This is a genomic window from Wolbachia endosymbiont of Ceratosolen solmsi, assembly GCF_017869155.1.
Classification (GTDB): Bacteria; Pseudomonadota; Alphaproteobacteria; order Rickettsiales; family Anaplasmataceae; genus Wolbachia; species Wolbachia pipientis.
The window spans coordinates 685,504-705,728 of the sequence record NZ_CP054598.1 but is presented as its reverse complement, the minus strand read 5'-3'; the positions used below and the strand labels follow the sequence as shown (position 1 = coordinate 705,728).

23 protein-coding genes and 1 pseudogene are annotated in these 20,225 nt (G+C 34.0%); 15 read left to right on the top strand and 9 right to left on the bottom strand.

The genetic code is table 11. The features are described from left to right. Positions 1 to 218 precede the first annotated feature (218 nt). The 3 genes from HUB95_RS06155 (at position 219) to HUB95_RS03435 (ending at position 2,090) form a co-directional block, all read left to right on the top strand. Positions 219 to 539: a hypothetical protein gene (locus HUB95_RS06155; protein WP_010082621.1), complete on the top strand. Its 321-nt coding sequence runs from the start codon at positions 219 to 221 to the stop codon at positions 537 to 539. A gap of 30 nt (positions 540 to 569) precedes the next feature. After that, on the top strand, positions 570 to 1,244 hold the full coding sequence (pyrF, locus tag HUB95_RS03440; RefSeq protein ID WP_006280567.1) for an orotidine-5'-phosphate decarboxylase: 675 nt from the start codon (positions 570 to 572) through the stop codon (positions 1,242 to 1,244). Positions 1,245 to 1,382: 138 nt separating this feature from the next. Then, on the top strand, positions 1,383 to 2,090 hold the full coding sequence (locus HUB95_RS03435; protein WP_242049546.1) for a hypothetical protein: 708 nt from the start codon (positions 1,383 to 1,385) through the stop codon (positions 2,088 to 2,090). A gap of 192 nt (positions 2,091 to 2,282) precedes the next feature. Here the strand turns inward: HUB95_RS03435 and HUB95_RS03430 are convergent, their stop codons facing one another. Next, positions 2,283 to 2,576 (bottom strand): hypothetical protein, encoded by a 294-nt coding sequence (locus HUB95_RS03430; protein ID WP_010962608.1) that lies wholly within the window; start codon positions 2,574 to 2,576, stop codon positions 2,283 to 2,285. Between the two features lie 48 nt (positions 2,577 to 2,624). Here HUB95_RS03430 and HUB95_RS03425 point away from each other — a divergent pair, with 48 nt between their 5' ends. Next, positions 2,625 to 3,824 carry a phage major capsid protein gene (locus tag HUB95_RS03425; protein ID WP_209452298.1) on the top strand — a complete coding sequence of 400 codons (1,200 nt, stop codon included), beginning with the start codon at positions 2,625 to 2,627 and terminating at the stop codon, positions 3,822 to 3,824. A 390-nt stretch (positions 3,825 to 4,214) separates the two neighbouring features. Here HUB95_RS03425 and HUB95_RS03420 read toward each other — a convergent pair whose 3' ends face one another. From HUB95_RS03420 to HUB95_RS03410, 3 genes are read right to left on the bottom strand one after another with little or no spacing between them, the layout of a single operon-like run. After that, entirely contained in the window at positions 4,215 to 4,847 is a 633-nt protein-coding gene (locus HUB95_RS03420) for an amino acid ABC transporter ATP-binding protein (RefSeq protein WP_242049547.1), read from the bottom strand. Then, the gene (locus HUB95_RS03415) at positions 4,840 to 5,487 is read right to left on the bottom strand and encodes an amino acid ABC transporter permease (RefSeq protein WP_007548901.1); all 648 of its coding nucleotides are present in this window, start codon (positions 5,485 to 5,487) and stop codon (positions 4,840 to 4,842) included. The genes HUB95_RS03420 and HUB95_RS03415 overlap by 8 nt, the downstream gene beginning before the upstream one ends. Then, positions 5,487 to 6,221: an ABC transporter substrate-binding protein gene (locus tag HUB95_RS03410; RefSeq protein WP_015588976.1), complete on the bottom strand. Its 735-nt coding sequence runs from the start codon at positions 6,219 to 6,221 to the stop codon at positions 5,487 to 5,489. Before HUB95_RS03410 ends, HUB95_RS03415 begins: the two co-directional genes overlap by 1 nt. Positions 6,222 to 6,346: 125 nt before the next feature. On the opposite strand from HUB95_RS03410, the gene HUB95_RS03405 reads away from it, so the two are divergent. Next, positions 6,347 to 6,802 carry an arginine repressor gene (locus HUB95_RS03405; RefSeq protein ID WP_015588977.1) on the top strand — a complete coding sequence of 152 codons (456 nt, stop codon included), beginning with the start codon at positions 6,347 to 6,349 and terminating at the stop codon, positions 6,800 to 6,802. A gap of 53 nt (positions 6,803 to 6,855) precedes the next feature. On the opposite strand, the gene tatC is transcribed toward HUB95_RS03405, so the two are convergent. Then, a complete protein-coding gene (tatC, locus tag HUB95_RS03400) occupies positions 6,856 to 7,617 on the bottom strand; it encodes a twin-arginine translocase subunit TatC (RefSeq protein WP_015588978.1) in 762 nt (253 codons plus the stop codon). Continuing rightward, positions 7,614 to 8,711, bottom strand: a complete 1,098-nt coding sequence (locus tag HUB95_RS03395) for a type I glyceraldehyde-3-phosphate dehydrogenase (RefSeq protein WP_209452297.1) — start codon at positions 8,709 to 8,711, stop codon at positions 7,614 to 7,616. The genes tatC and HUB95_RS03395 overlap by 4 nt, the downstream gene beginning before the upstream one ends. A 171-nt stretch (positions 8,712 to 8,882) precedes the next feature. Here HUB95_RS03395 and HUB95_RS03390 point away from each other — a divergent pair, with 171 nt between their 5' ends. From HUB95_RS03390 to HUB95_RS03370, 5 genes are all read left to right on the top strand, one after another. After that, positions 8,883 to 9,317, top strand: a complete 435-nt coding sequence (locus HUB95_RS03390; protein WP_015588980.1) for an ankyrin repeat domain-containing protein — start codon at positions 8,883 to 8,885, stop codon at positions 9,315 to 9,317. A 55-nt stretch (positions 9,318 to 9,372) separates the two neighbouring features. Further along, the gene (locus HUB95_RS03385; RefSeq protein WP_244662722.1) at positions 9,373 to 9,705 is read left to right on the top strand and encodes a hypothetical protein; all 333 of its coding nucleotides are present in this window, start codon (positions 9,373 to 9,375) and stop codon (positions 9,703 to 9,705) included. Positions 9,706 to 9,955: 250 nt separating this feature from the next. Further along, on the top strand, positions 9,956 to 10,489 hold the full coding sequence (locus tag HUB95_RS03380) for an HK97 family phage prohead protease (RefSeq protein ID WP_197907204.1): 534 nt from the start codon (positions 9,956 to 9,958) through the stop codon (positions 10,487 to 10,489). Between the two features lie 135 nt (positions 10,490 to 10,624). Continuing rightward, complete coding sequence (locus HUB95_RS03375; RefSeq protein WP_209452295.1) at positions 10,625 to 11,944, top strand: coiled-coil domain-containing protein; 1,320 nt, start codon at positions 10,625 to 10,627, stop codon at positions 11,942 to 11,944. Next, the gene (locus HUB95_RS03370; RefSeq protein ID WP_209452294.1) at positions 11,928 to 12,329 is read left to right on the top strand and encodes a hypothetical protein; all 402 of its coding nucleotides are present in this window, start codon (positions 11,928 to 11,930) and stop codon (positions 12,327 to 12,329) included. Before HUB95_RS03375 ends, HUB95_RS03370 begins: the two co-directional genes overlap by 17 nt. On the opposite strand, the gene HUB95_RS03365 is transcribed toward HUB95_RS03370, so the two are convergent. Beyond that, positions 12,313 to 13,488 carry a CCA tRNA nucleotidyltransferase gene (locus HUB95_RS03365; RefSeq protein ID WP_015588983.1) on the bottom strand — a complete coding sequence of 392 codons (1,176 nt, stop codon included), beginning with the start codon at positions 13,486 to 13,488 and terminating at the stop codon, positions 12,313 to 12,315. The two genes, HUB95_RS03370 and HUB95_RS03365, sit on opposite strands and share 17 nt — an antisense overlap. Positions 13,489 to 13,576: 88 nt before the next feature. Continuing rightward, positions 13,577 to 14,569: an OTU domain-containing protein gene (locus tag HUB95_RS03360; protein ID WP_197907207.1), complete on the bottom strand. Its 993-nt coding sequence runs from the start codon at positions 14,567 to 14,569 to the stop codon at positions 13,577 to 13,579. 118 nt (positions 14,570 to 14,687) lie between these two features. Between HUB95_RS03360 and ychF the strand changes: the two genes are divergently transcribed. Both ychF and HUB95_RS06490 read left to right on the top strand, forming a co-directional pair. After that, positions 14,688 to 15,782: a redox-regulated ATPase YchF gene (ychF, locus tag HUB95_RS03355; protein ID WP_209452293.1), complete on the top strand. Its 1,095-nt coding sequence runs from the start codon at positions 14,688 to 14,690 to the stop codon at positions 15,780 to 15,782. Further along, complete coding sequence (locus HUB95_RS06490; RefSeq protein ID WP_349496636.1) at positions 15,775 to 15,945, top strand: hypothetical protein; 171 nt, start codon at positions 15,775 to 15,777, stop codon at positions 15,943 to 15,945. The genes ychF and HUB95_RS06490 overlap by 8 nt, the downstream gene beginning before the upstream one ends. Positions 15,946 to 16,011: 66 nt before the next feature. On the opposite strand, the gene HUB95_RS03345 is transcribed toward HUB95_RS06490, so the two are convergent. Then, on the bottom strand, positions 16,012 to 16,395 hold the full coding sequence (locus HUB95_RS03345) for a hypothetical protein (protein WP_174516765.1): 384 nt from the start codon (positions 16,393 to 16,395) through the stop codon (positions 16,012 to 16,014). 132 nt (positions 16,396 to 16,527) lie between these two features. On the opposite strand from HUB95_RS03345, the gene HUB95_RS03340 reads away from it, so the two are divergent. The 3 genes and pseudogenes from HUB95_RS03340 (at position 16,528) to gmk (ending at position 20,116) form a co-directional block, all read left to right on the top strand. Then, a complete protein-coding gene (locus HUB95_RS03340; protein WP_015588986.1) occupies positions 16,528 to 17,730 on the top strand; it encodes an ankyrin repeat domain-containing protein in 1,203 nt (400 codons plus the stop codon). Next, positions 17,723 to 19,527 (top strand): annotated as a pseudogene (locus HUB95_RS03335) (pentapeptide repeat-containing protein). The gene HUB95_RS03340 and the pseudogene HUB95_RS03335 overlap by 8 nt, the downstream one beginning before the upstream one ends. Then, on the top strand, positions 19,511 to 20,116 hold the full coding sequence (gene gmk, locus HUB95_RS03330; RefSeq protein ID WP_015588988.1) for a guanylate kinase: 606 nt from the start codon (positions 19,511 to 19,513) through the stop codon (positions 20,114 to 20,116). Before HUB95_RS03335 ends, gmk begins: the two are co-directional and overlap by 17 nt. Positions 20,117 to 20,225 lie beyond the last annotated feature (109 nt).

Genomic DNA, 20,225 nt, shown 5'->3' with positions numbered 1-20,225 from the left:
CAAACTTAGATAAGCTACAATGTAAAATTAAAGAGGTCAACAAAGAAAAGAAAAATTTATCTAAAGAATTAAAAGAGAAATTTGAAGAGTTAGATGAAGCAAATGGTTTAATTAAAAATCAATCTTTTGAGTTAGATGGGATAAGAAAAGATTGTAATAATGAAGTAAAAAGTTTAAGAAATTCACTTTTAGAACGAGACAGTCAAATAGAAGATTTTTTGAAAGAGAAAGAAAAACAAGTGAATTTTGCGCAACTGTTGATAAGATGCGTAACAGACAATATAGAAGAACCAATAAGAAATAATGATGGAAAAGCAATATTAGATACGATTCAAATATTAAAGTCTGCGTTACAAGGAGAAATTGCACGGCTTTTGCCAGACGAAACGCCTTCTTCTTCGCTGGAAGATCTTGGATATGAATCATTATTTGTCAGTCGCTCATCCACCCCGACCAAGTTGCCAAATTCACTATTGACAGAATCTTATGAACGCAGTCAGTTCAATCAGAGTGAAAGTATTTGCAAAACACAACAATGAGTCTTATTATAAGATAAATCATGCAAGATAATGAACCCAATAATATGCGCACTGGATACACAAGACTTAAATAAGGCTATTTCTCTAGCTAATGCTCTGCGTGGTAAAGTTGGCATGGTAAAGCTGGGATTAGAATTTTTTGCTGCTCAAGGTCTTTCTGGAGTGCAAGAAGTTGCAAAATGCAATGTACCAATTTTTTTAGATCTGAAATTGCATGACATTCCAAACACTGTAGCCAAAACAGTTGAAGTAATAAAAGTTCTGAACATTGAAATGTTAACTCTGCACATCAGCGGTGGAACAAAAATGCTTGAAGAAGCGCTAAGTGTAGTGCAAGGCACAAAAATAAAGCTGATTGGGGTGACAGTGCTAACTAGTATGAGCAATGAGGATTTAAACGAGCTTGGAGTAGCAAGAGAGGCAAAATCACAGGTAATTTTGCTTGCAAAGCTTGCAAAAAAGATTGGACTCCATGGAGTAGTCTGTTCTGCACTAGAAGCTCAAGAAGTGCGCCGAGAATGCGGTGAAGACTTTAAAATTATTACTCCAGGAATTCGTATAGATCCAGGTCATGACGACCAAAAAAGAACAGCAACACCAAAAGAAGCAATAAATTCAGGAGCTGATTATATCGTCATTGGCAGACCCATTACAAAAACTACAAGTAGTGCGGAGCTAATATTGAAATCCATGAAAGAATTTTAATATAATAACTTAATTTATAAAAATACTAACATATTAATTAGGAATAAGCATAGTAATATCAATAGAATAATACGCGGAGTAATCAAGGAATTCCGCTCAAAATTACCAGATAAGGAAATAGAGGAATATTCTGGCAAATTGAATAAGCTACATATCTACCAGTGCAATAAGCATATAATAGAAAATAAGAAGCTATATCATTATACAATAAATGGGAAAACCCATGCTATGGGTCAGCATGGGCATAATTTTGTCAAGAGTTTAGAAGTTATCTTGAGGAATAAGCCACAAATTTCCTTAGAAGAGGTAATTGATTTTATGGAAAAAATAATTAATTTTGGTATTGATAGTTGTTATGGAGCATTTGAGATGATATTTGAATCTCGCTCTGGTGTTACAATAGATGATGCAGTTAATTTTGTAAAAGATAGCTTATCTAGTAAATTTTATAGATTCCATGGCAGTGGGATTTTCAAAGTAATATTAGAACTTAATCCAGAGAGCTCTCTTGAAGAGATAGAGAAACAATTTAGCAAAGTAGTAGATCCTTACTTTCTTAATGCTTGGAGTCGAGAAAGTGAAAGGGCTTTTGCTAAGATATGTAGGTTATGTAGAGAAGGACATGTGGAGAGTATGCAGAAATTTGATTTTAGCAATTTTAATTTAGATCAAGATAGTGCTGGAGCATTAAGAGCACTGTTACAGTATTGTGTTGACGTTTCTAATCAAAAAGCTTTAGGTGATTCACATGAATTGCATAGAGAAGAGATGGAGGGGATATATAAATTTGATGATAATTACGATTTAAATTTAGATAGTGATCATAATGATAGTATCTGGCATTGAAATTATACTACAATAATAAAATAACTGGATAAAAATTATCACCAAAAAAATTCAAAAAAGTGCTTGACATAAAAGAACGAACATTATATAGTGTCATTATCTTTTATTTTACCTCGCTTAATTTAATTACTGGATTAAGCTTACAGTACTAAGCGTGGCACAAAGTGCCACGCTATTTTTCGGTTTACATTTTCAACAGATAAAAAATGATGCCATTTCAGTGCCAAGCACATAACTGTACGGATATTCATTTTTAAAGGTAAATTGCACAACAGATGATGTCATTCCAGTGCTTGACACTGGAATCCAGAAATTTTGCTTATAACTGAGCTGATGAGCTAAAGGTAGTTGTCTTACGCTAAAACAAACGTTTTTAATTAAGTTGCATAGAAGCTGGATCCCAGTGTCAAGCACTGGAATGACATCGTTTACTATGTACCATATTGCAATATTCGTACAACTGTGGGAAACATCTATGGATGCCATTCCTATTACCTTATTTCCATTTTTATTTCATTTTCAAAGGAGGCTATTATGTCACTTACCGATATCGCTCACTGTATCAATGAACTCGCTTCATCATGGGAGCAATTTAAATTAATAAATGATCGCAAACTAAAAGAAATTGAAAGCAAAGGGCGTGCTGATTCTGCAACAATTGAGCAGCTATGCAAGGTAAATAATGCCATTGATAGTTGCAAAGAGCGTTTAGACTTGATCGAAACTGCAGCTCAACGCCCAGAAGTAAATACAGATTTTAGCACAAGCGATAAATATTTTTCTGATTATATCCGCAAGGGAATGGAAAGCGGTTTATCACACAAAACCCTCAGTGGAGATGACAGTGATATCGGAGGGTATCTAGTTACTCCGCATATTGTAAAACGCATAAACAAGCGCGTAACTGATTCGTCCCCAATGCGACAAATATGCTCCAGTCAAAGAATCTCTACTGAAACATTGGATTACATTATAGAAGATTTTGACCGCGCCGGTGCAGGTTGGAGCAGTGAAACAGTAGATGATGAGAACGGTGGCAATAAGTCTAAGTATGATTTTGCAAAAGATACGGACACGCCCAAAATCCAAAAGATTTCCGTCACAACTTACGAGTTATATGCTCAACCACAAATATCACAAAAGTTACTCGATGATGCGTTTGTCGATGTTGAGAGTTGGCTGGTGGAAAAGATTGCCGAGACTTTTAGTAAGGAAGAAAGCGAAGCCTTCATTAAGGGTGAGGGCACTTTTCAACCAAAAGGAATTTTAGCTTATGAAAATGGAAACAGTTATAATAAAATAGAGCAAGTTAAAACTGAAAAATTAGATAGTGATTCAATAATGATGTTGTATTACTCTCTGGACGAATATTATTCCAAAAATGCGTCATTTTTGATAAACAGGAGTACGTTGAAGGATATCAGGCTGCTAAAATCTCAAACAGGTCAGTATCTCTGGCAGCCAAGTCTGTCGCTTGAAGCTCCAGATACTTTAATGGGAATACCAGTATATCAATCTGCCGATATGCCACCAGCGCCAAACAATCAGCTACCAGTAATTGCGATGGCAGATTTCAAACAAGCTTATAAGATTGTAGATAACAGAGGAATGAGAATATTAAGAGACTCTTATACGAATAAACCTTATGTGAGGTTTTTTGTCACTAAGCGTGTCGGCGGAGAGGTTGTAAACACCAGTGCTATTAAATTGTTGAAAGTTGCGAGCAAGTACTAAAAACTTCCGCAGCATCATCTTTATAGCTGATCAAAGCAACACGTCATACCGCGATTCATTCCATAACTGTACGAACATTTTGATTTTGGCCCATCAGGAGGGTGTCATCCCAGTGCTTGACACATATAGCTAAACTGACTTAGATTTACCGACAGTTTGAAAAACAAAAATTCGTCATTCCGCTACTTGTTAGCGGAATCTATGCTGAGATATCGCGGCGGTATGAGGTAGGAAAACCTTTCTTGGGTTAGCTATAGTTTGCTATATTATGTGATTTTATTTTTAGCATTGCTTCTTACATTATGTAATTTTGTTTTCCATAATGTATATTATGTAATTTTCGATGCTAAAATCTGTTATAGCTCTCAGTATGATATGAGTGATTCTCTTTTAATAATTATTTTTTAAATAGTTTGTTGGTTCATCAATTTCTTTAGGATTGATATCTACAATTATTTTTCCGTTTTTTAACAGAATAATCCGATCTGATATTTTTGTTAAAAAATCCAAATTGTGAGAAGCGATAATCATAGTAATACCCATATCTCTAACTGATTGTAATAGTTCCACAACGTCGACTATTGTTGCTACGTCTAAACCAGACGTTGGCTCATCGCATAATAGAATCCTTGGATTCATCATTAAGCTTCTGGCAAGCGCAACCCGCTGTTTTTGCCCACCGGATAGATTACTAGGGTAATCATTTTTTTTAGAGGCAATACCCAAAGACTCAAGTAGTGAATCACTTTGATCCTGAGTTTTGTTTTTAAGTTTGGGAGCATATGTAAGATTTTCCCAGACAGTCATATGTGAGAAAAGTTGAAAATCCTGAAATACAAAACCAGTACTATCATTGCATTCAATGCTACCAGAATCTAAAACTTCGAGTTTTTGTATACAACGTAACAATGTTGATTTACCACTACCAGAAGGACCAGCAAGACCAACTATAGATTGTTCTATAATCAGGTTAATATTATTAAGTACTGGAACATTATTAAATAATTTACAAATATTATGCATTTTTATCATATATACCTTTCTGTTCAATCTTTTTGCCTATATATTCAATTAGTAATACAAGAGCGTAATAATAAGCCCCAGCAAGACAAAGTGGTATAAAATAAGTAAATTGTTCTGCTGCAAGCATTTGCGCAGAGCGCATAATATCAACACCACCAATAGTAGAGATTAATGCCGTTTCTTTAAGGAGTGCAATGATCTCATTTATCATTGCAGGAAGAATATTTTTAATAACTTGTGGTAATATAATATCTCTCCACATATAGAAACTAGGTATTTGTAAAGTTTTAGCTGCTTCAAACTGGTTTTTTGATATAGTTTCAATACCAGCTCGTAAAATCTCAGCAATATAAGCACAGCTATTTAGACCAAATGCTATAATGCCAGCACTAAATATGTTTAATTTAATTCCTGCAATGGTTGGAGTCATAAAATAAACAACACTTAACTGTAATATAAGGGGGGTGCCACGTATTACAGATATAATTCCATTAATTAATGGAATACAGATCTTATTATATCTGAGTACTGAAAATAACCCTCCTAGACTCATACCTAAAAGCAGTCCTCCAATCAATAATTTTAAAGTAAAGGCAAGGCCTGTTCCAACAAACAAGAAATTAGAAATTAATTCCTGCATCAGTTATCTCCTAGCCATTTTTCTGCTATTTTTTGTATTACACCTTTACTTTCTAAACTTTTTAATGCCTCGTTTATTTTATCCTTTAAAGCAGATCCTTTATTCACAGCAATAACATAACCACCATCTAACTTGGCAGTGGCTGACCATGATAGACCAGGATTTTTTTTGCTAAATACTTTACCTTGGAATTCATCAATTAGGACGCCATCAACATGACCAGACTTTAATGTTTCTACAGCTTGATTATTATTGTCTATAGCAATAATTTGAGCTGTTGTAGGAACATGCTCTTTTAGCCAAATTTCCATGACAGTTCCTAGTTGAACGGCTATCTTCTTGCGAGTTAAGTTGTTTATACCGGCTATGGGTTTATTTTTGTGATATAGAATACCAAATTCCCCTGTATAATAACTATTTGAAAAATCAAAATTTTTTTCACGCTCTTCTGTGCTACCAATAGTAGATATAGCAGCATCTACAGAATTACTTTGCAATGCTGCAAATATAGTACTAAACTGCATATCTTTAAATATCGCTTCTTTACCTAACTCTTTTGCTACTAATTGAGCAAGCTCAATGTCAAAGCCAGTAAATTTACCATTTTCATAATATTCAAAAGGTGGATAATCTGCAGAAATTGCAAATCTAATGATATTATCGTGTTTATTTTCCTTGCATCCTGTTAATAGAATACTTATCACTATAATAGCATTTAAAATATATTTTTTCATATTACTAATTTATATTCATGTTTTATTCATCTTATGAATATAGACATTAAAAATTGAATAGTCAAGAAATAATGAATATAATTTCAAATATACTTATTACATATTCAATATGAGGAAAATGCATAATGCATGACAACACACTAGGTGAACATATTTTAAATATTATTCAAAATCACGAAATTTTAGAGCAGAGCGATTTACAGATCTTGCTTAAAGAAAGAGGGCACAACATTCCTCAGGCTACTTTATCAAGAAAATTAAAAAAACTTAAAATTGCCAAAGTTGCTGGTATGTATAAAGTAATTGACATCAACCAATATCGATTACCATTAATACTTAATATGCAAATTTCGGATTTTGGTTTAATAGTACTACACACTCAACCAGGACAAGCTAGCAGCCTAGCTTACTTTCTAGATCAGAAGTATGTTATTTATTCATTAAATAATAGCAAAAACATAGGAATTATAGGAACTATAGCAGGTGATGATACAGTATTATTGATCATCAAAAGTAAGGCTGAACTTAACAAAGTATTACAATCAATTTATGAAACATTTCCATATTTAAGTCCTGAATAAGAATGTTGTAAGTTAAAAATGTGATATAAAGGAGATAAGAGGGATTTCTTTGTTTAAATCTTTGTCTTCTTTTTTTCAATATACCTACATATCAGAATGGACAATTCATATAGAATCAGCATAGGTATTGCAAGCCCTACTTGGCTTAATACATCAGGTGGAGTTAAGATTGCAGCGATAATAAAAATTACCACTATTGCAATTCTACGTTTATTTGACAAACTTTGTGCAGTCAGTAGCCCAACTCTCACCATTAATGTGAGTATTACTGGAATTTGAAATGCAGTGCCAAAAGCAAACATAAATTGGAGAACGAGGTCTAAATATTCGCTAACTGATGGCATAAACTCTATTGGTATACCGAAAGATTTCCCACTATGTTCAAAAGTGATGAAAAACTTCCAGGCTAAAGGAAATATATAGTAATAGACTACAGTAGCTCCCGTTACAAATAAAACCGGTGTTGCAATCAAGTATGGCAACAACACTGCCCTTTCACTTTTATATAACCCAGGTGCTAAGAACATATAAAATTGCCATGCAAACACAGGAAAAGAAAACAAAAGTGCGCTCATTATTGCAACTTGGAGATACACAAAAAATGCCTCTGTTAAGTCTGTGTAAATTAAAGAAAAACCTTCGCTACCTTTTGTTGCTTCTATTAAAGGTGCGAGTAAAAAACGGTATATATTTTCCTTAAAGTAATAACAAAAACCAAAAGCAACGCAAAAAAATAGAAAGCAAAAGATAACTCTTTTTCTGAGTTCCGCAAAGTGCTCATAAAATGAGGCGTATTTGCTTGAGTTCCAGTTCATACTTTACTATAGCTCAATAATGCTATGTCTAACATTCTCAGCGAAAAAGCCCACTCATTGTCATACCACGCTGCAACCCTGCATATATCACCTGTAACATATGTACCAGTTAAATCCACAATTGCACTATAAGGGTTATGCACAAAATCTATTGAGACTAAAGGTTCCTCGCATATAGAAAGTACATTTGACATTGGATAACCCTCTGTCATCCTAGTACCCTCTGATGTCATCCGAGTAGCTGACACTGGGATCCAGAAATTAGATTCCAGCGTCATGCGCTGGAATGACGTAGAGGAGAGAGCTGCATCCTTAAATATTTCATTGATTTCTTCAACGGTCGCTTTCTTATCAGTCGTAAATTTAAAATCAACCATAGAAACATTGCTAACTGGAACTCTGACGGCAGTGCCATCTAGTTTTCCTTTTAATTCAGGGATGACAGAACCAATTGTTTTTGCTGCCCCGGTTGTAGTTGGCACCATAGATAATCCGCAAGCCCTTGCTCTACGCAAATCTTTATGATTACCATCAAGAACATTTTGATCATTCGTGTAGGCATGTATAGTAGTCATAAAACCGCTTTTTATACCTAAACTGGAGTGTAGGACTTTCACAATCGGAGCAAGGCAATTTGTAGTGCAAGAACCTGCTGATATCACTTTATGCTCTTTTTCGAGCATATCGTCATTCACACCATAAACTATAGTGACATCAGCATCCGGAACTGGAGCAGAGACAATTACTTTCTCTGCATTGTGCCTTATTGCTTCTTTACGTTTATTGAATGCACCAGTACATTCAAGTATTACATCAACATTCCAAGGAATATTTTCAGGATTCCGTTCTCTATATAAAGAAAACTTTTTGCCATTTATAGAAATCCAATTTTGAGACTCATTAAAATCAATATCACCACTGAATTTGCCATGAACAGAATCATATTTAATCAAATGTGCATGCTGCTTTGCACTGAGCGATCCATTGACAGCTACAACTTCTATTTGTTTGCTATATTCTTCTATTTCGAAAATAGCACGCAATACGCCTCTGCCTATTCTACCCAGACCATTAATTCCTACGCGAACCGTCATCTCTTCATTCAAAAAATTTAATTATAGAGGATATCACTTGATATTTCATTTTATTCTTTTGACTGCTAATTGGCAGTTTTAACCTTAATATATTAATATTTACCTTGACTAAAGAACTATAATACTGTATCATTTTATCAATAGTATTGAAACTTTAATAGGAGGCTAATTATGTTATTACAGAGGATCATTATAGATCAATTAGAAAAAATTTCAGGCCAATCATTTCTACACAAACTTGCTACCGATAAAGAATATTTTAAGGAAGTGTCAAGGTATTTGGAAGAAAATCATAAGATGAGCTTAGAAGAGTTTATAATTAGCGTTTATAGATCAAGTGGAGGAGATGTCAATTTTCGTGATTATAAGGATGAGACAGCATTATATTCTGCATCAGAAAACGACAATCAAGATATGGTTCGTATTTTAACATCATGTGGTATAAGCATTGATGACTTTAATTGTGAAATTAGTAATAGAATACAGGAAAAATCTGAACAATCTAGGAGAATTTCATTAAGTAATAATGCTAATGTTTCACATATCTACGAAATAATACGCAGAATTACTAATATAAGAGATGCTTTCCAACATTTGGACCCTTAGACACAGTGATAAGAGACCTTTTATTGTTGGGTGTATTACTAGCTTTGTGAGTTTGATGGCTATTAATGCTATTAAAGGTAATTACTATAATGGTCCTGGTAGTCTTACTTGCATTCCTGTTTTCCATGCCAACATGTCAAACTTTTCTGATTTTACTACTTATAGAATTAATACCTTTGCTAGCTTTATTATTGGAACAATAGCATATAAGGCCGCACAAAACATTTCTACGTTAGTAAGAGATGTTTCTAGTTTACTCCATAATAGATTGGAAGTGCAAAAAAATGAATCAGAAATCGCTAGATATAAAAAAATACAAGAGAACGTTATCTCTATTCTGTCAGAAGTAAAAGTAGGATCAAATTTGTCTAGAGATATCAATTGTTGATGTTACCTGAGTACAGATTTTTCTCATATCTCAATACTTTCTAGACTGTTATTGAGTGCTTTCACATCTGAGTTTTCCTACTGTCATCCCAGCGCGTGACGCTGGGATCTTTATTGCTTTCATAGTCTCATTTATTATTTTGTAACTAAAAAAAATACTTTCCCTTTTTAGAGAACTGCATATAATAGATTTGACATTGCAGTGCGTTGTGCAAACAGAATTCCCAATACTATAACCTACAGGAGGCCTTATGAATAAGAAATTTCTCTATTCACCATTGTCAATAAAAAGTATAGGAGAAAACGGTGTATTTTCTGGTTATGCGAGCGTTTTTAACATAGTTGATAAACAAAATGATCTGATATTGCCCGGAGCATTTAAGGAAAATTTAAACAGAAATAAAATAAAACTCCTTTGGCAGCATAATCCTGACGAACCTATAGGTAGCATCATAGATATTTATGAAAATGATGTTGGCCTGTATATAACCGCACATTTACTTTTGGGTATTCAGAAAGCAGAAGAAGTGTATTTGATGCTCAAAACTGGGGCAATTAACGGACTTTCCATCGGCTATATACCTATAGAGTATGATGTTGATCATAAAAGTGGAGCTAGAGTGTTAAAACAAGTGGAATTATGGGAAGTCAGTTTGGTCACTTTTCCTGCAAACTTGGCTGCTCAGGTAATCAATGTGAAAAATCAGAACAATGAACAGGAAGTGTTAGCAAGAGCGATAGAAAAAGCAAATACTGTACTTGCAGACATGTACATTTCTGCTTAAAGTGTATTAGTCGGGCAAAGACTTTACCATAATTTGACACCTGTGTTAGTATTTGTTTAACATTTATACTAATATATATAACTTTATTACTATTAAAATTTTCTGTAAATTAAAGTTAAAAAATAAGGTAATTTTATGCTAAATATTAATAATAAGGTTAATTATGAAATTAATATTAAGCGAAAGGAAAAAAAATACAGCTGGTCTACTGTATTTGCTTGGTTATATCTAAAAACGATTGGACGAATATTGCCCAAGAGATGGAATAGATGGGCAGAAAATATTTTGTACTACGATAAAACTACTGCAAACAATGAAGTTCAAACTGATGCTTTTAAGACAATATATGGAAGTGTTCAAGTTGACTTAAAACCTGAAGTTGTAGAGAAAGAGAGCCAAAGTGTAGTGATAAACAAAGATGGAGGGGTTCAGACTGATGGAGTAGCATTGATAACAGAGGAAGATGATGAAGCATTAGAAGAACAGCTGGAGGGCATAAATCAGGAATTAGAACTTAAACGTTTACAAAATGCTTCCTTAAAAGAAGAAAATAGAGAATTACGATCTGCAATTGAAGGACTTGAAAAGAGTTATAAGGGACTTACAGAAGATGCAGGCGAACGAGAAGAGGAACTAACCAAATACAAACAAGATAAAAAAGCAATGCAGGATAAAGTTGATGAACAACAGAAAACTATATTTGATCAATACATGATAATAAGAGAGCAAGGAGAAGAAATTGAAGCTACTAGGAAAGATAATGAAAGTCTGCAAGCACAAATAATAGAACTTAAGAGTAGGTTAAAGGACAAGGAGGATAAATTAATTGAATTGAATCAACAATGGCAAGCTAGCAAATTAGTGGCTTTACTTAAATCACAGACTGATAAATTGTGTCAGGCTAAAGACAAAAATACTGAATTAGAAAATAAAGTCAGTGACTTAGGTCATGAAAACAAAGCTCTACGATTAAGTGTGAATACATTGACTGCTCAATTGGGTGAAATGGAGAACTTGGGGAAGCAATTACAAAGTGTTCAAGAATCTAAACAACAATTGGAGATTGATTTAGAAGGTCAATTGAAAGCTGACACTAAGAAACTACAGGAAGCAAAAGAAGGTCAATTGGCTAAAAAGGCAGGTGCAGTGAGTACAGTATCTACTGCAAAATCAACTCTTTCAAAATTACGAAACTTGCCCAATAAGCTTTCTAGGGATAAGGGTCTCAATAACTTTTTATCTGGGAAAAACGAGGAGTTAAAAAAAGGTTTTCCTGAATTTAAAGAGAAACACTTTTGCCATAACGTGCTTAATGAAACTATAAAGTCTCTATCAAATCAAGATGATGGCAAATTTGAAAGCAGTAAGCTGCTTGAATTATTAGAAAGTAATTTGAAACAATCCGCAAGGGAGATCATAGAAGCTAAGGTTAAAGAAGTTGTCACCTTCTGTTAGAAAATGCGTAAAAAAATTAGAATTTAACAAACAAGAAGGGGTAAATAAGATTGTAGACTCTATCTTGCACAGCTTTAATAGCAAGAATAATAATAATAACAACTCAGGAGAATTTCTTAAAGAAATTGTTACAGGAAAATTAACAGAGGCTAAAATGAAATGTTTTTCAAATAAGATTCAAGAGTTACAACTGGCATTAAGCATAAGAGATAAATTTTTATCTCCAGATCAGGGAATGTGTAATCAAACTCAAGGAGGAGTAAACGAATATCAATTAACAGAAAAAGCTAAAAAAGAACATATACCTAATTCCTCTATGAGTTCCCCTAATATTGCAAGCATACATTCATTGAACAGTCAGAAAGCAGTTAGAATAGGCTCTTAGCATAAAGCACCAGCTCCTCTTTTGTTAAAGTGTAGGAGCTATCTTCCCAATGTTGTTTTAGCAATTCCAAGTTTCTACCTAAACTTTTTCCTGGCTGGTGACCTATACCTATCAAGTCATCACCAGATAAAGGAAATTTTGGAATATTGAATGTATTAGCAAATGAAATATATTCATCAACATTTTCTCCAGACTCAACACCACAAATTCTTACTAAATCACAATATAATTCTCTACCAAATAAAGATATGTATTTTTTTTGCTCTTTTTCTGAAAGTTCTGTTTTGATATCGTTGGATAGTAAAAATAGCAGCTTTTTCTTTTGCTTGTTCGAAAGACGTAGAAACATGATTATGTATTCTCCAAGACTTAGCCTGTCATTTTTTTTAGTAGTCCTAAGGAGTAACGCTAATTTTACTAGCACATCAGTGCCGAAAAGAAGTGACGAAGACAGAATTTCGCATTTTACTTCTTTTGGGATAATCTTTTGCAAAACATCAGATTCTTGCATGCTCTTAAGTGTTGGAAAAGGATCATTGCACTCCAGCAATTTAAGTATTTCATCTCTTATTCTCTCTCCAGAGAGGTTTTGGATCATATGCGAATGCTTTTTGCATACGCTTAGTATTTCATCACTCAAATCTCCGGCACATATTTTTGCATGAAAACGAAATGCTCTTAAAATACGTAGATAGTCTTCTTTAATTCTATCTTCAGCGTTGCCTATAAAGTTTAACCTTCGCGCCTTTAAATCCTCAATGCCACCAAAGTAGTCATATATATGGCCATGCTTATCTGCATATAGAGCGTTAAATGTAAAGTCACGCCTTGAAGCATCAGCTTGCCAATTATTGGTAAATTCTACTTTTGCATGCCTACCATCACATTTCACATCATGCCTTAGTGTCGTAATTTCAAAAGACCTCTGATTTAAGATTGCAGTAATAGTTCCATGGTTTAAGCCAGTTGGAATAGTTTTTATATTACGGAGTTTTAGCGCTTTCATCACCTGATCAGGAAGCAAATTAGTAGCTAAATCGATGTCGTGGACATCACGTTGCAAAATTGAGTCTCTCACACATCCGCCGACAAGCCTAGCCTCACCACCAAATTCCTCTATGGCATCAATAATTAAACTAGTCTCCTGGTCAACTTGCATTTAGGTTAGTACATACTGCAAGTTCATATTATATGAAATGCTTGCACAAACCCCTATATAAAAATATACAGGGCTATGAAGATTTATTTTACACTTCCAATTGTGATATTTGTTGTTGATGAAATATTTTTTCTGTTCTTGATTCCTCCATACTACATCTTGGTAAACTTGAAGGGTTTTGCTTTTCAGAGCGCTCTATGCGCTGCTTTATATCACTAACGCACTGCCCTACAACATCACCAATTTTTCCATCAGCATTTTCTGCCAATAACTCATCAAATCTCTTCTCAACCTCTGCTCTCTCAGAGATATCCTTTGAAAGGTTACAATACTCTAAGATCTCATCTAACTGAAGCTTTTTTGCTAATAGGAAATCTTCTTGTTCTTGTTTTGCTAAACTTTTATTTCTATCAAGCAATGGTTCAAAATGAGCATGTCCTTTGTTTATTACATGCAAAACACTACTGTCGTCATAATTAACTTTATTGTATTCACCTGCACTTTTTGAACCTGAATTGTCTATTAATTCATGCAAAAACAAATCTTGGTTATCAACAGTCTGGTTCTCTATAACATGCAATTTTACATCATACTTCTGACAAAGTATTCTGCCTTCAACGTCAGGATCACCCCACCTATCGTTACGCATAATGTTTGCTGTATAATCATCTACAGTTTCACTACGGTGCTGGCCATTGTTATCATGACTATTGACAATTGCATTTGTAAACCACTTTGGTGGATTCTTTTGTGCAAATTCTTTACAGTCTTCTCGTAACTGCTCAACAGTAACTTCTATCCCCTTCTGCTGTTCTAGACCTTGTCTGAATGAGTCAAAAAAGCAGCTTCCATTACCAATTGCTTGTCCTACATGGAAATTGTCAGGGTAAGGATTACTATTTAAAAGAGTTATTTCTTGTCCAGAGCTCTTGAACCTTTTCGGACTTCCAGTATCGTAAAAATCATTTGATAGTTTCCGTTTCCTAGGTACATTCATTTGCCCTGAGATCTTGGGCCTTTTTATTCCAACCTCAACATCATGAAAATCACTTGGTAGCTTCCATTTCCTAGGTTCAGCCATAGTTTTTACCTTAATTTAAGCTATATGTTACTATACCAACAAAATTATTAATAAGCAACTAATTAAGTATAGCAGAAATTTTTAAATTATGCAATAGTTATAACTTTAAATAGCAAATATGAGCTTTAACTGCGGTATAGTTGGGTTACCAAACATAGGAAAATCAACCTTATTTAATGCGCTTACAGAGTCAAGTGCAGCCGAAGCTGCAAATTATCCTTTCTGCACAATTGAGCCAAATATAGGCAAGATTTCGATAAAAAATCAGCGTTTGAAACAAATCGCAGCAATTGCAGGCTCAGAGAAGATAATTTATAATCAATTAGAAGTTGTAGATATTGCAGGTCTGGTAAAGGGTGCGAGCAAAGGTGAAGGGCTCGGCAATAAATTTTTAAGCCATATCAGAGAAGTTGATGCTATCGTTCATCTGCTCAGGTGCTTTACGGATGACGATATCAGCCATGTACACAGTAAAATAGATCCAATATCAGATGCTGAAGTGGTAGAAATGGAATTAATCCTAGCTGATATTGATAGCATAGAAAAAAGGCTTCCTCAATTGGAAAAGAAAGCAAAGCAAGGTGATAAAGAGCTAAAGAGACAACTTGAATTAATGCAAGAGGTATTAGCTACTTTAAAATTAGGTAAACCTGCAAGAAGTTTGGAGAATATCAATGAAGATGAGATGAAGTTGCTTCAATTGCTGACAACAAAGCCCGTTATGTACGTTTGCAATGTTGAAGATACAAATGTTATAACTGGCAATGAATTATCTAAAAAGGTAGAGAGAATGGCAGAGGAAAATAAAAGCAAATTTTATTGCATTTCAGCAAAACTCGAAGCAGATATTGCAAATCTTGATAGTGAAGAGGAAAAACAGAGTTTTTTATCAGAATTTGGCTTACAAGAATCAGGCCTTGATGGAGTAGCGCGTATTATGTATGAAGTGCTGAGTATGATAACTTTCTTTACTGTGGGCCCCAAAGAAGCACGGGCATGGCCAGTAAAAATAGGGTCAACAGCCGATAAAGCAGCAGGTGTAATCCACACTGATTTTGAGAAAGGCTTTATAAAAGCAGAGACAATAAGCTTTGCAGACTACATAAAGTATGGAAGTGAATCAGCTTGCAAAGACGCAGGAAAAATTCGCTTTGAAGGCAGAGATTACATCGTGCAAGATGGTGATATAATGCACTTTAGGTTTAATGTGTAGTTTATTATGCAGCCACTTATTTAAAGTTAAGTTTTCTGGATCCCAGTGTCTGGGCACTGGGATGACAAGAAAGGGAGCACTGGAATTTTTGTTTCAATATTTGTACATTAGCCATGCATCTGAACAGATACCTCCCCTAAACGGATACACTGTAGAAGGATAGTTTCTTCTCCCCAGTAAAGACTAAATTCCAGACTGGAATGACAGCAGTCCTATGTCATACCGCGATTCATTCCATAGCTGTACGAACATTCATTTTTGAAGGTAAATTGCACAGCAAATGGTCAGTGCTTGGCACTGGAATAACGTCCTCCTTTGTCATCCCAGTGCCCAGACACTGGGATCCAGTTTTCCATATAATCTCATCGAAAATGTTGTAACCACTTTCTATGCTAGTTTGCTTGCTTACAAGCAAACTTTTCTGGATCCAAGTAGTCTGGGCACTGGGATGACAGGAGAAGGAGGCTACTTGCATGACACCATTCTTTTTTCTGGATCTCAGTGTCTGGGCACTGGGATGACGAGAAAGGAGCACTGGGATGACATCCTCCCTAGCGGAGATTGCTCTCAAATCACAATGTTCGTACAGTAAGCACTGACCACTTTGCTTCAATATTTGCGATGCCCCTGAACAGATACAAAAAATCTATTATTTTTTTATAAATTAAATCCTAAGGCATTTTTTACTGTAGATTAATCATTTGATTATAGTATCATTTTAATTAAGCTTATGTTTTGAACATTTATGAAAAATATTTTATATTTCATACTATTAGTTGTTGTATTTGGATCACTGAGCCTGTTTGCCATAGAGCAGCGTGAAGAAAAGAAAATTGGGTCAGTTCATAAAAACGAAAATGTAGGTGCAAGAAAGCAAGATTTACTGAGCAGTACAAATCAAAAAGATGAGTTGAAAAGCAACGTCGATGCTAAACAAACACAAGAGGCTGAGAGCAAAAGATTAGACGGCACTACCGATAAAGAGAAGCTGCAACACAACGAGAACAAAGCTTCCGTGGTTGAAAAAACTATAAGTGAGGGTGAAAAGATTGATAAAGATTTGCCAAATGACCAGCTAGAAGGAAGCACAGACAAATTTGCTCAAAATTTACCAAATATGGCCAATAAAGAAGTGAATAAAGATTTGAAACCAGAGCCTTTGCCTTTAAGTGCTGATTTAAATGAGAATACAACTGACCCGCAAAAAAATCTACAAGCTGATCAGAAGATTGATATAAAAGATAATGAACTTTCAAAAAGTGATGCGAGTCAATTATTAGAGGGAAAAAAAGAAAAAGTAGAGAATCAGTCTGAAGAAAAAAAAGTGAAAGAAACAAACAGTAATTCCAAGGACCGCAATAGAGTAAAACCTATAACTAAAAAAGATGAAAGTGAAAAGAAAAATTTACAAAAATGGACAAAGCTAAACAGAGAACCAATAAAAGAATGGGGTCATAAAGACATACAAAGCAAGTCAATATATAAACGACAATATGATAGCCTTAATGAGCATCTTCCTACAACTGTGTTTATTGATGATTACAGTAAGCAATTTTTTTACTGCATTAAGAAGAACAACTTAACTTGCTTAAGAGGAGTAATAAGTAAGCTAGAAAAAATTGGATTAACAATTCAAGAGATACTAAGGTTTAGAAATAAATTGGGTGATACTCCTCTCATTTATTCAGTTAAACAAGGTGAGGTAGACATAGTGCGCTTTCTCTTATTACAAGGTGCTGATCTTAGAGTAGTTAACAATAATTTTCAATCCCCAATTGATATAGCAATCGAAAAAAAGCAGATCAATATAATAAATGCGATTGCCGAAATGATGCCACATCTTTTGGAGGATAGAAAAATAGACAATAAAGAAAGCTCAGCAATGTACGATTGGGCTGTGAAAACGAAAGAAAACAATGAGTCACAGTGTGATAAGCAAGATGATTAGATTTTTGATATTAATTTTAGTTGGTCATTTATGTTATGGAAACGAAACAAATGATGAAAAAAATCAGATTAGTGATTTTTTAAACGCTCTGCATGATGTAAAATACGTATCTTACAGTAAAAAAGACTTTGCTGAATTTTTGGTGCAGTGCCACAAAGAGGGCGTGCCAGAAGATTTTAAGAAAGGTTTTGGTTCTAACTTAAATGGAGCTAATTTTAACCAACTGTACCTAAGTAAATCTGTTTTTGATGGAGTAAGTCTGATTGGTGCCGATTTTTCTAACACCGATTTATCCGATGTGTCTTTCATTGATGTTGATTTACGTGGTGCTAATTTTTCCAATGCTAATTTACATGGCATTAAAATAAAAGGTACAAATTTGAGTTTTACAAAATTTGTTTCTGCAAACTTAACAGATATCGTATTTGATCAGTCTAATGTTAGTTATGCTGATTTTATCAGTTCCGATCTCAAAAAAGTAAGTATGCACAACGTAATTGGTTTGCATACTAATTTCTCGAATGTGAAAATGAATTTCTCCAACTTATCAAACTCGAATGTTAGCCACGTAAATTTTAGTGATAGTGAAATAAACGATACCGTTATGCAGAAAAACAACCTTGATAATGCAAGTTTCTTTGGAGTGGATGCATATAAATTAAAGATACAATTTTCTTCATTAAAAAATGCTAACATATATGGTGCAGAGTTAAAAGAATCAGACTTTACAGGTAGCAATCTTTCCGATGCTTGCCTTAATTCTTCTATCATAATTAACAGTAACTTCGACGAAACTAATTTAAGCAACACACAAATTTCCTATGTGAATGACGATAATTCAAGTTTTGTTCAATCTATACTAAATGGTTCCAAGATAAAACATGCATATGTTTCTGAAACAAATCTTCAGGATGCTGATTTATCCAATATTGATTTTAGTTTTAGTGAACTGCATCAAGTTAATGTCTCTAATGCTGACATTCGTCATGGAAAGTTTCATAATACTAAAGTTGCGAATTCTAACATGAATGGCTCATTTTTTGACCATTCACTATTTACCTCTGCAAAGATAGAAGATTCAGACCTTTCTACAACTTCAATGTATAAGATAAAAATCCAAGACTCTCAAGTTTATAACAGTACGCTTTCTCGCCATAATATTGATTCCAGTGAAATAGAAAATTCAACATTCTTTAATTTATTAGCTGATAATTCGAGCTGGTCTAATTTAAAAGTAACTAATTCAAATTTTATTGAAAGCGATTTCAGGTCTTCTTTGCTTCACGCTAATGCCTTTAGGAAAACTAGTTTTTTCTTAGCAATTTGAGTAATTCAACAATTAGTGATATGTCTTTTCTCTCTTCAAGCATATATAAAAGTTCAGTTGCTAATTCTCATTTAACAGGTTGCAAGTTTGATAATTCAATTTTGATTGACAATCAAGGGCAGAAAAAACTTGCAGGCTTAGAAAATGCTATAACTTCAATTGAAGATTTGCAAGAGAAAATATCACAGGGTGAAAAATTTAATGTAAATTATTCTTACTTTGAATTTAAGGATATGAATTTAGAAAATGCCGATTTTTCTAATTCAACATTGAGTAGAGCAAAGTTTGTAAACGTTAATTTGAATAAGGCAAATTTTGAAAAGACCGATTTGCGCTATACTGTCTTTGATAACTCTTCTCTCATTGGCACCAACTTATCAAATTCTAATTTAGAAGGTTCTAGCTTTTTAAACTCTGATCCAAAAAGCACCATGTTAAAAAATGCAAAGAAAAATGACCGTAAAAAGTGAGGGCGTATTATTGGTTCTATCCTCCCCTTCTGGAGCTGGAAAAACTACTATATCAGCAAAATTACTTGAGCAATCAACTAATTTAGTTAGGTCTGTTTCTATGACTACACGCAAGCCTCGCCCCGGCGAAATAAATGGAAAAGACTATTTTTTCGTTACCGAAGAAAAATTTCACGAGTTATGCAAAGCTGGCCAAATGCTTGAATACGCCAAAGTTTTTGAGAATTTTTATGGTATACCAAGAAATTTTATAGAGCAAAACTTAAGCAATGGAATAAGCGTTTTACTCAGCATAGACTGGCAAGGAGCATTTCACTTATTCAAGCTCATGAGAAAAAAAGTTGTAAGTGTTTTTATACTTCCCCCTTCAATGGAAGAGCTTAGGTTGCGTTTGCAAAAGCGTAATAGTGATGATGCAAGCGAAATAGAGCGCAGATTAGCCGAAGCTCAAAAAGAGATAAGCAAACGTGATAAATATGATTATGTAATAATCAATGATGATATTGATAAAAGTGTAGAAGAGATAAGCTCCATACTAAATAAAGAAAGACTTAAAAAACTAAAAGAAAAACCAAGTCTGGAAGACTGATAAAAACATCAATTTGGATATTTGCAGCTATAGTTTATTATCCTATTTTAGCCAGTAGCACGTTTCGCAGTTTAGCTATATTTATTATTTTTTAAGATTAAATGGTTAA

What these genes read in the sequence shown, in the direction of transcription:
- tatC (WP_015588978.1), bottom strand. Translation starts at nt 7,617, where the DNA reads ATGAACTGGAACTCAAGCAAATACGCCTCATTTTATGAGCACTTTGCG.
- HUB95_RS03425 (WP_209452298.1), top strand. Translation starts at nt 2,625, where the DNA reads ATGTCACTTACCGATATCGCTCACTGTATCAATGAACTCGCTTCATCA.
- HUB95_RS03395 (WP_209452297.1), bottom strand. Translation starts at nt 8,711, where the DNA reads ATGACGGTTCGCGTAGGAATTAATGGTCTGGGTAGAATAGGCAGAGGC.
- HUB95_RS06490 (WP_349496636.1), top strand. Translation starts at nt 15,775, where the DNA reads ATGTGTAGTTTATTATGCAGCCACTTATTTAAAGTTAAGTTTTCTGGA.
- HUB95_RS03430 (WP_010962608.1), bottom strand. Translation starts at nt 2,576, where the DNA reads ATGGCATCCATAGATGTTTCCCACAGTTGTACGAATATTGCAATATGG.
- HUB95_RS03380 (WP_197907204.1), top strand. Translation starts at nt 9,956, where the DNA reads ATGAATAAGAAATTTCTCTATTCACCATTGTCAATAAAAAGTATAGGA.
- HUB95_RS03405 (WP_015588977.1), top strand. Translation starts at nt 6,347, where the DNA reads ATGCATGACAACACACTAGGTGAACATATTTTAAATATTATTCAAAAT.
- HUB95_RS03340 (WP_015588986.1), top strand. Translation starts at nt 16,528, where the DNA reads ATGAAAAATATTTTATATTTCATACTATTAGTTGTTGTATTTGGATCA.
- HUB95_RS03420 (WP_242049547.1), bottom strand. Translation starts at nt 4,847, where the DNA reads ATGCATAATATTTGTAAATTATTTAATAATGTTCCAGTACTTAATAAT.
- gmk (WP_015588988.1), top strand. Translation starts at nt 19,511, where the DNA reads ATGACCGTAAAAAGTGAGGGCGTATTATTGGTTCTATCCTCCCCTTCT.
- HUB95_RS03375 (WP_209452295.1), top strand. Translation starts at nt 10,625, where the DNA reads ATGCTAAATATTAATAATAAGGTTAATTATGAAATTAATATTAAGCGA.
- HUB95_RS03365 (WP_015588983.1), bottom strand. Translation starts at nt 13,488, where the DNA reads ATGCAAGTTGACCAGGAGACTAGTTTAATTATTGATGCCATAGAGGAA.
- HUB95_RS03385 (WP_244662722.1), top strand. Translation starts at nt 9,373, where the DNA reads ATGGCTATTAATGCTATTAAAGGTAATTACTATAATGGTCCTGGTAGT.
- HUB95_RS03410 (WP_015588976.1), bottom strand. Translation starts at nt 6,221, where the DNA reads ATGAAAAAATATATTTTAAATGCTATTATAGTGATAAGTATTCTATTA.
- HUB95_RS03415 (WP_007548901.1), bottom strand. Translation starts at nt 5,487, where the DNA reads ATGCAGGAATTAATTTCTAATTTCTTGTTTGTTGGAACAGGCCTTGCC.
- HUB95_RS03390 (WP_015588980.1), top strand. Translation starts at nt 8,883, where the DNA reads ATGTTATTACAGAGGATCATTATAGATCAATTAGAAAAAATTTCAGGC.
- pyrF (WP_006280567.1), top strand. Translation starts at nt 570, where the DNA reads ATGAACCCAATAATATGCGCACTGGATACACAAGACTTAAATAAGGCT.
- ychF (WP_209452293.1), top strand. Translation starts at nt 14,688, where the DNA reads ATGAGCTTTAACTGCGGTATAGTTGGGTTACCAAACATAGGAAAATCA.
- HUB95_RS03360 (WP_197907207.1), bottom strand. Translation starts at nt 14,569, where the DNA reads ATGGCTGAACCTAGGAAATGGAAGCTACCAAGTGATTTTCATGATGTT.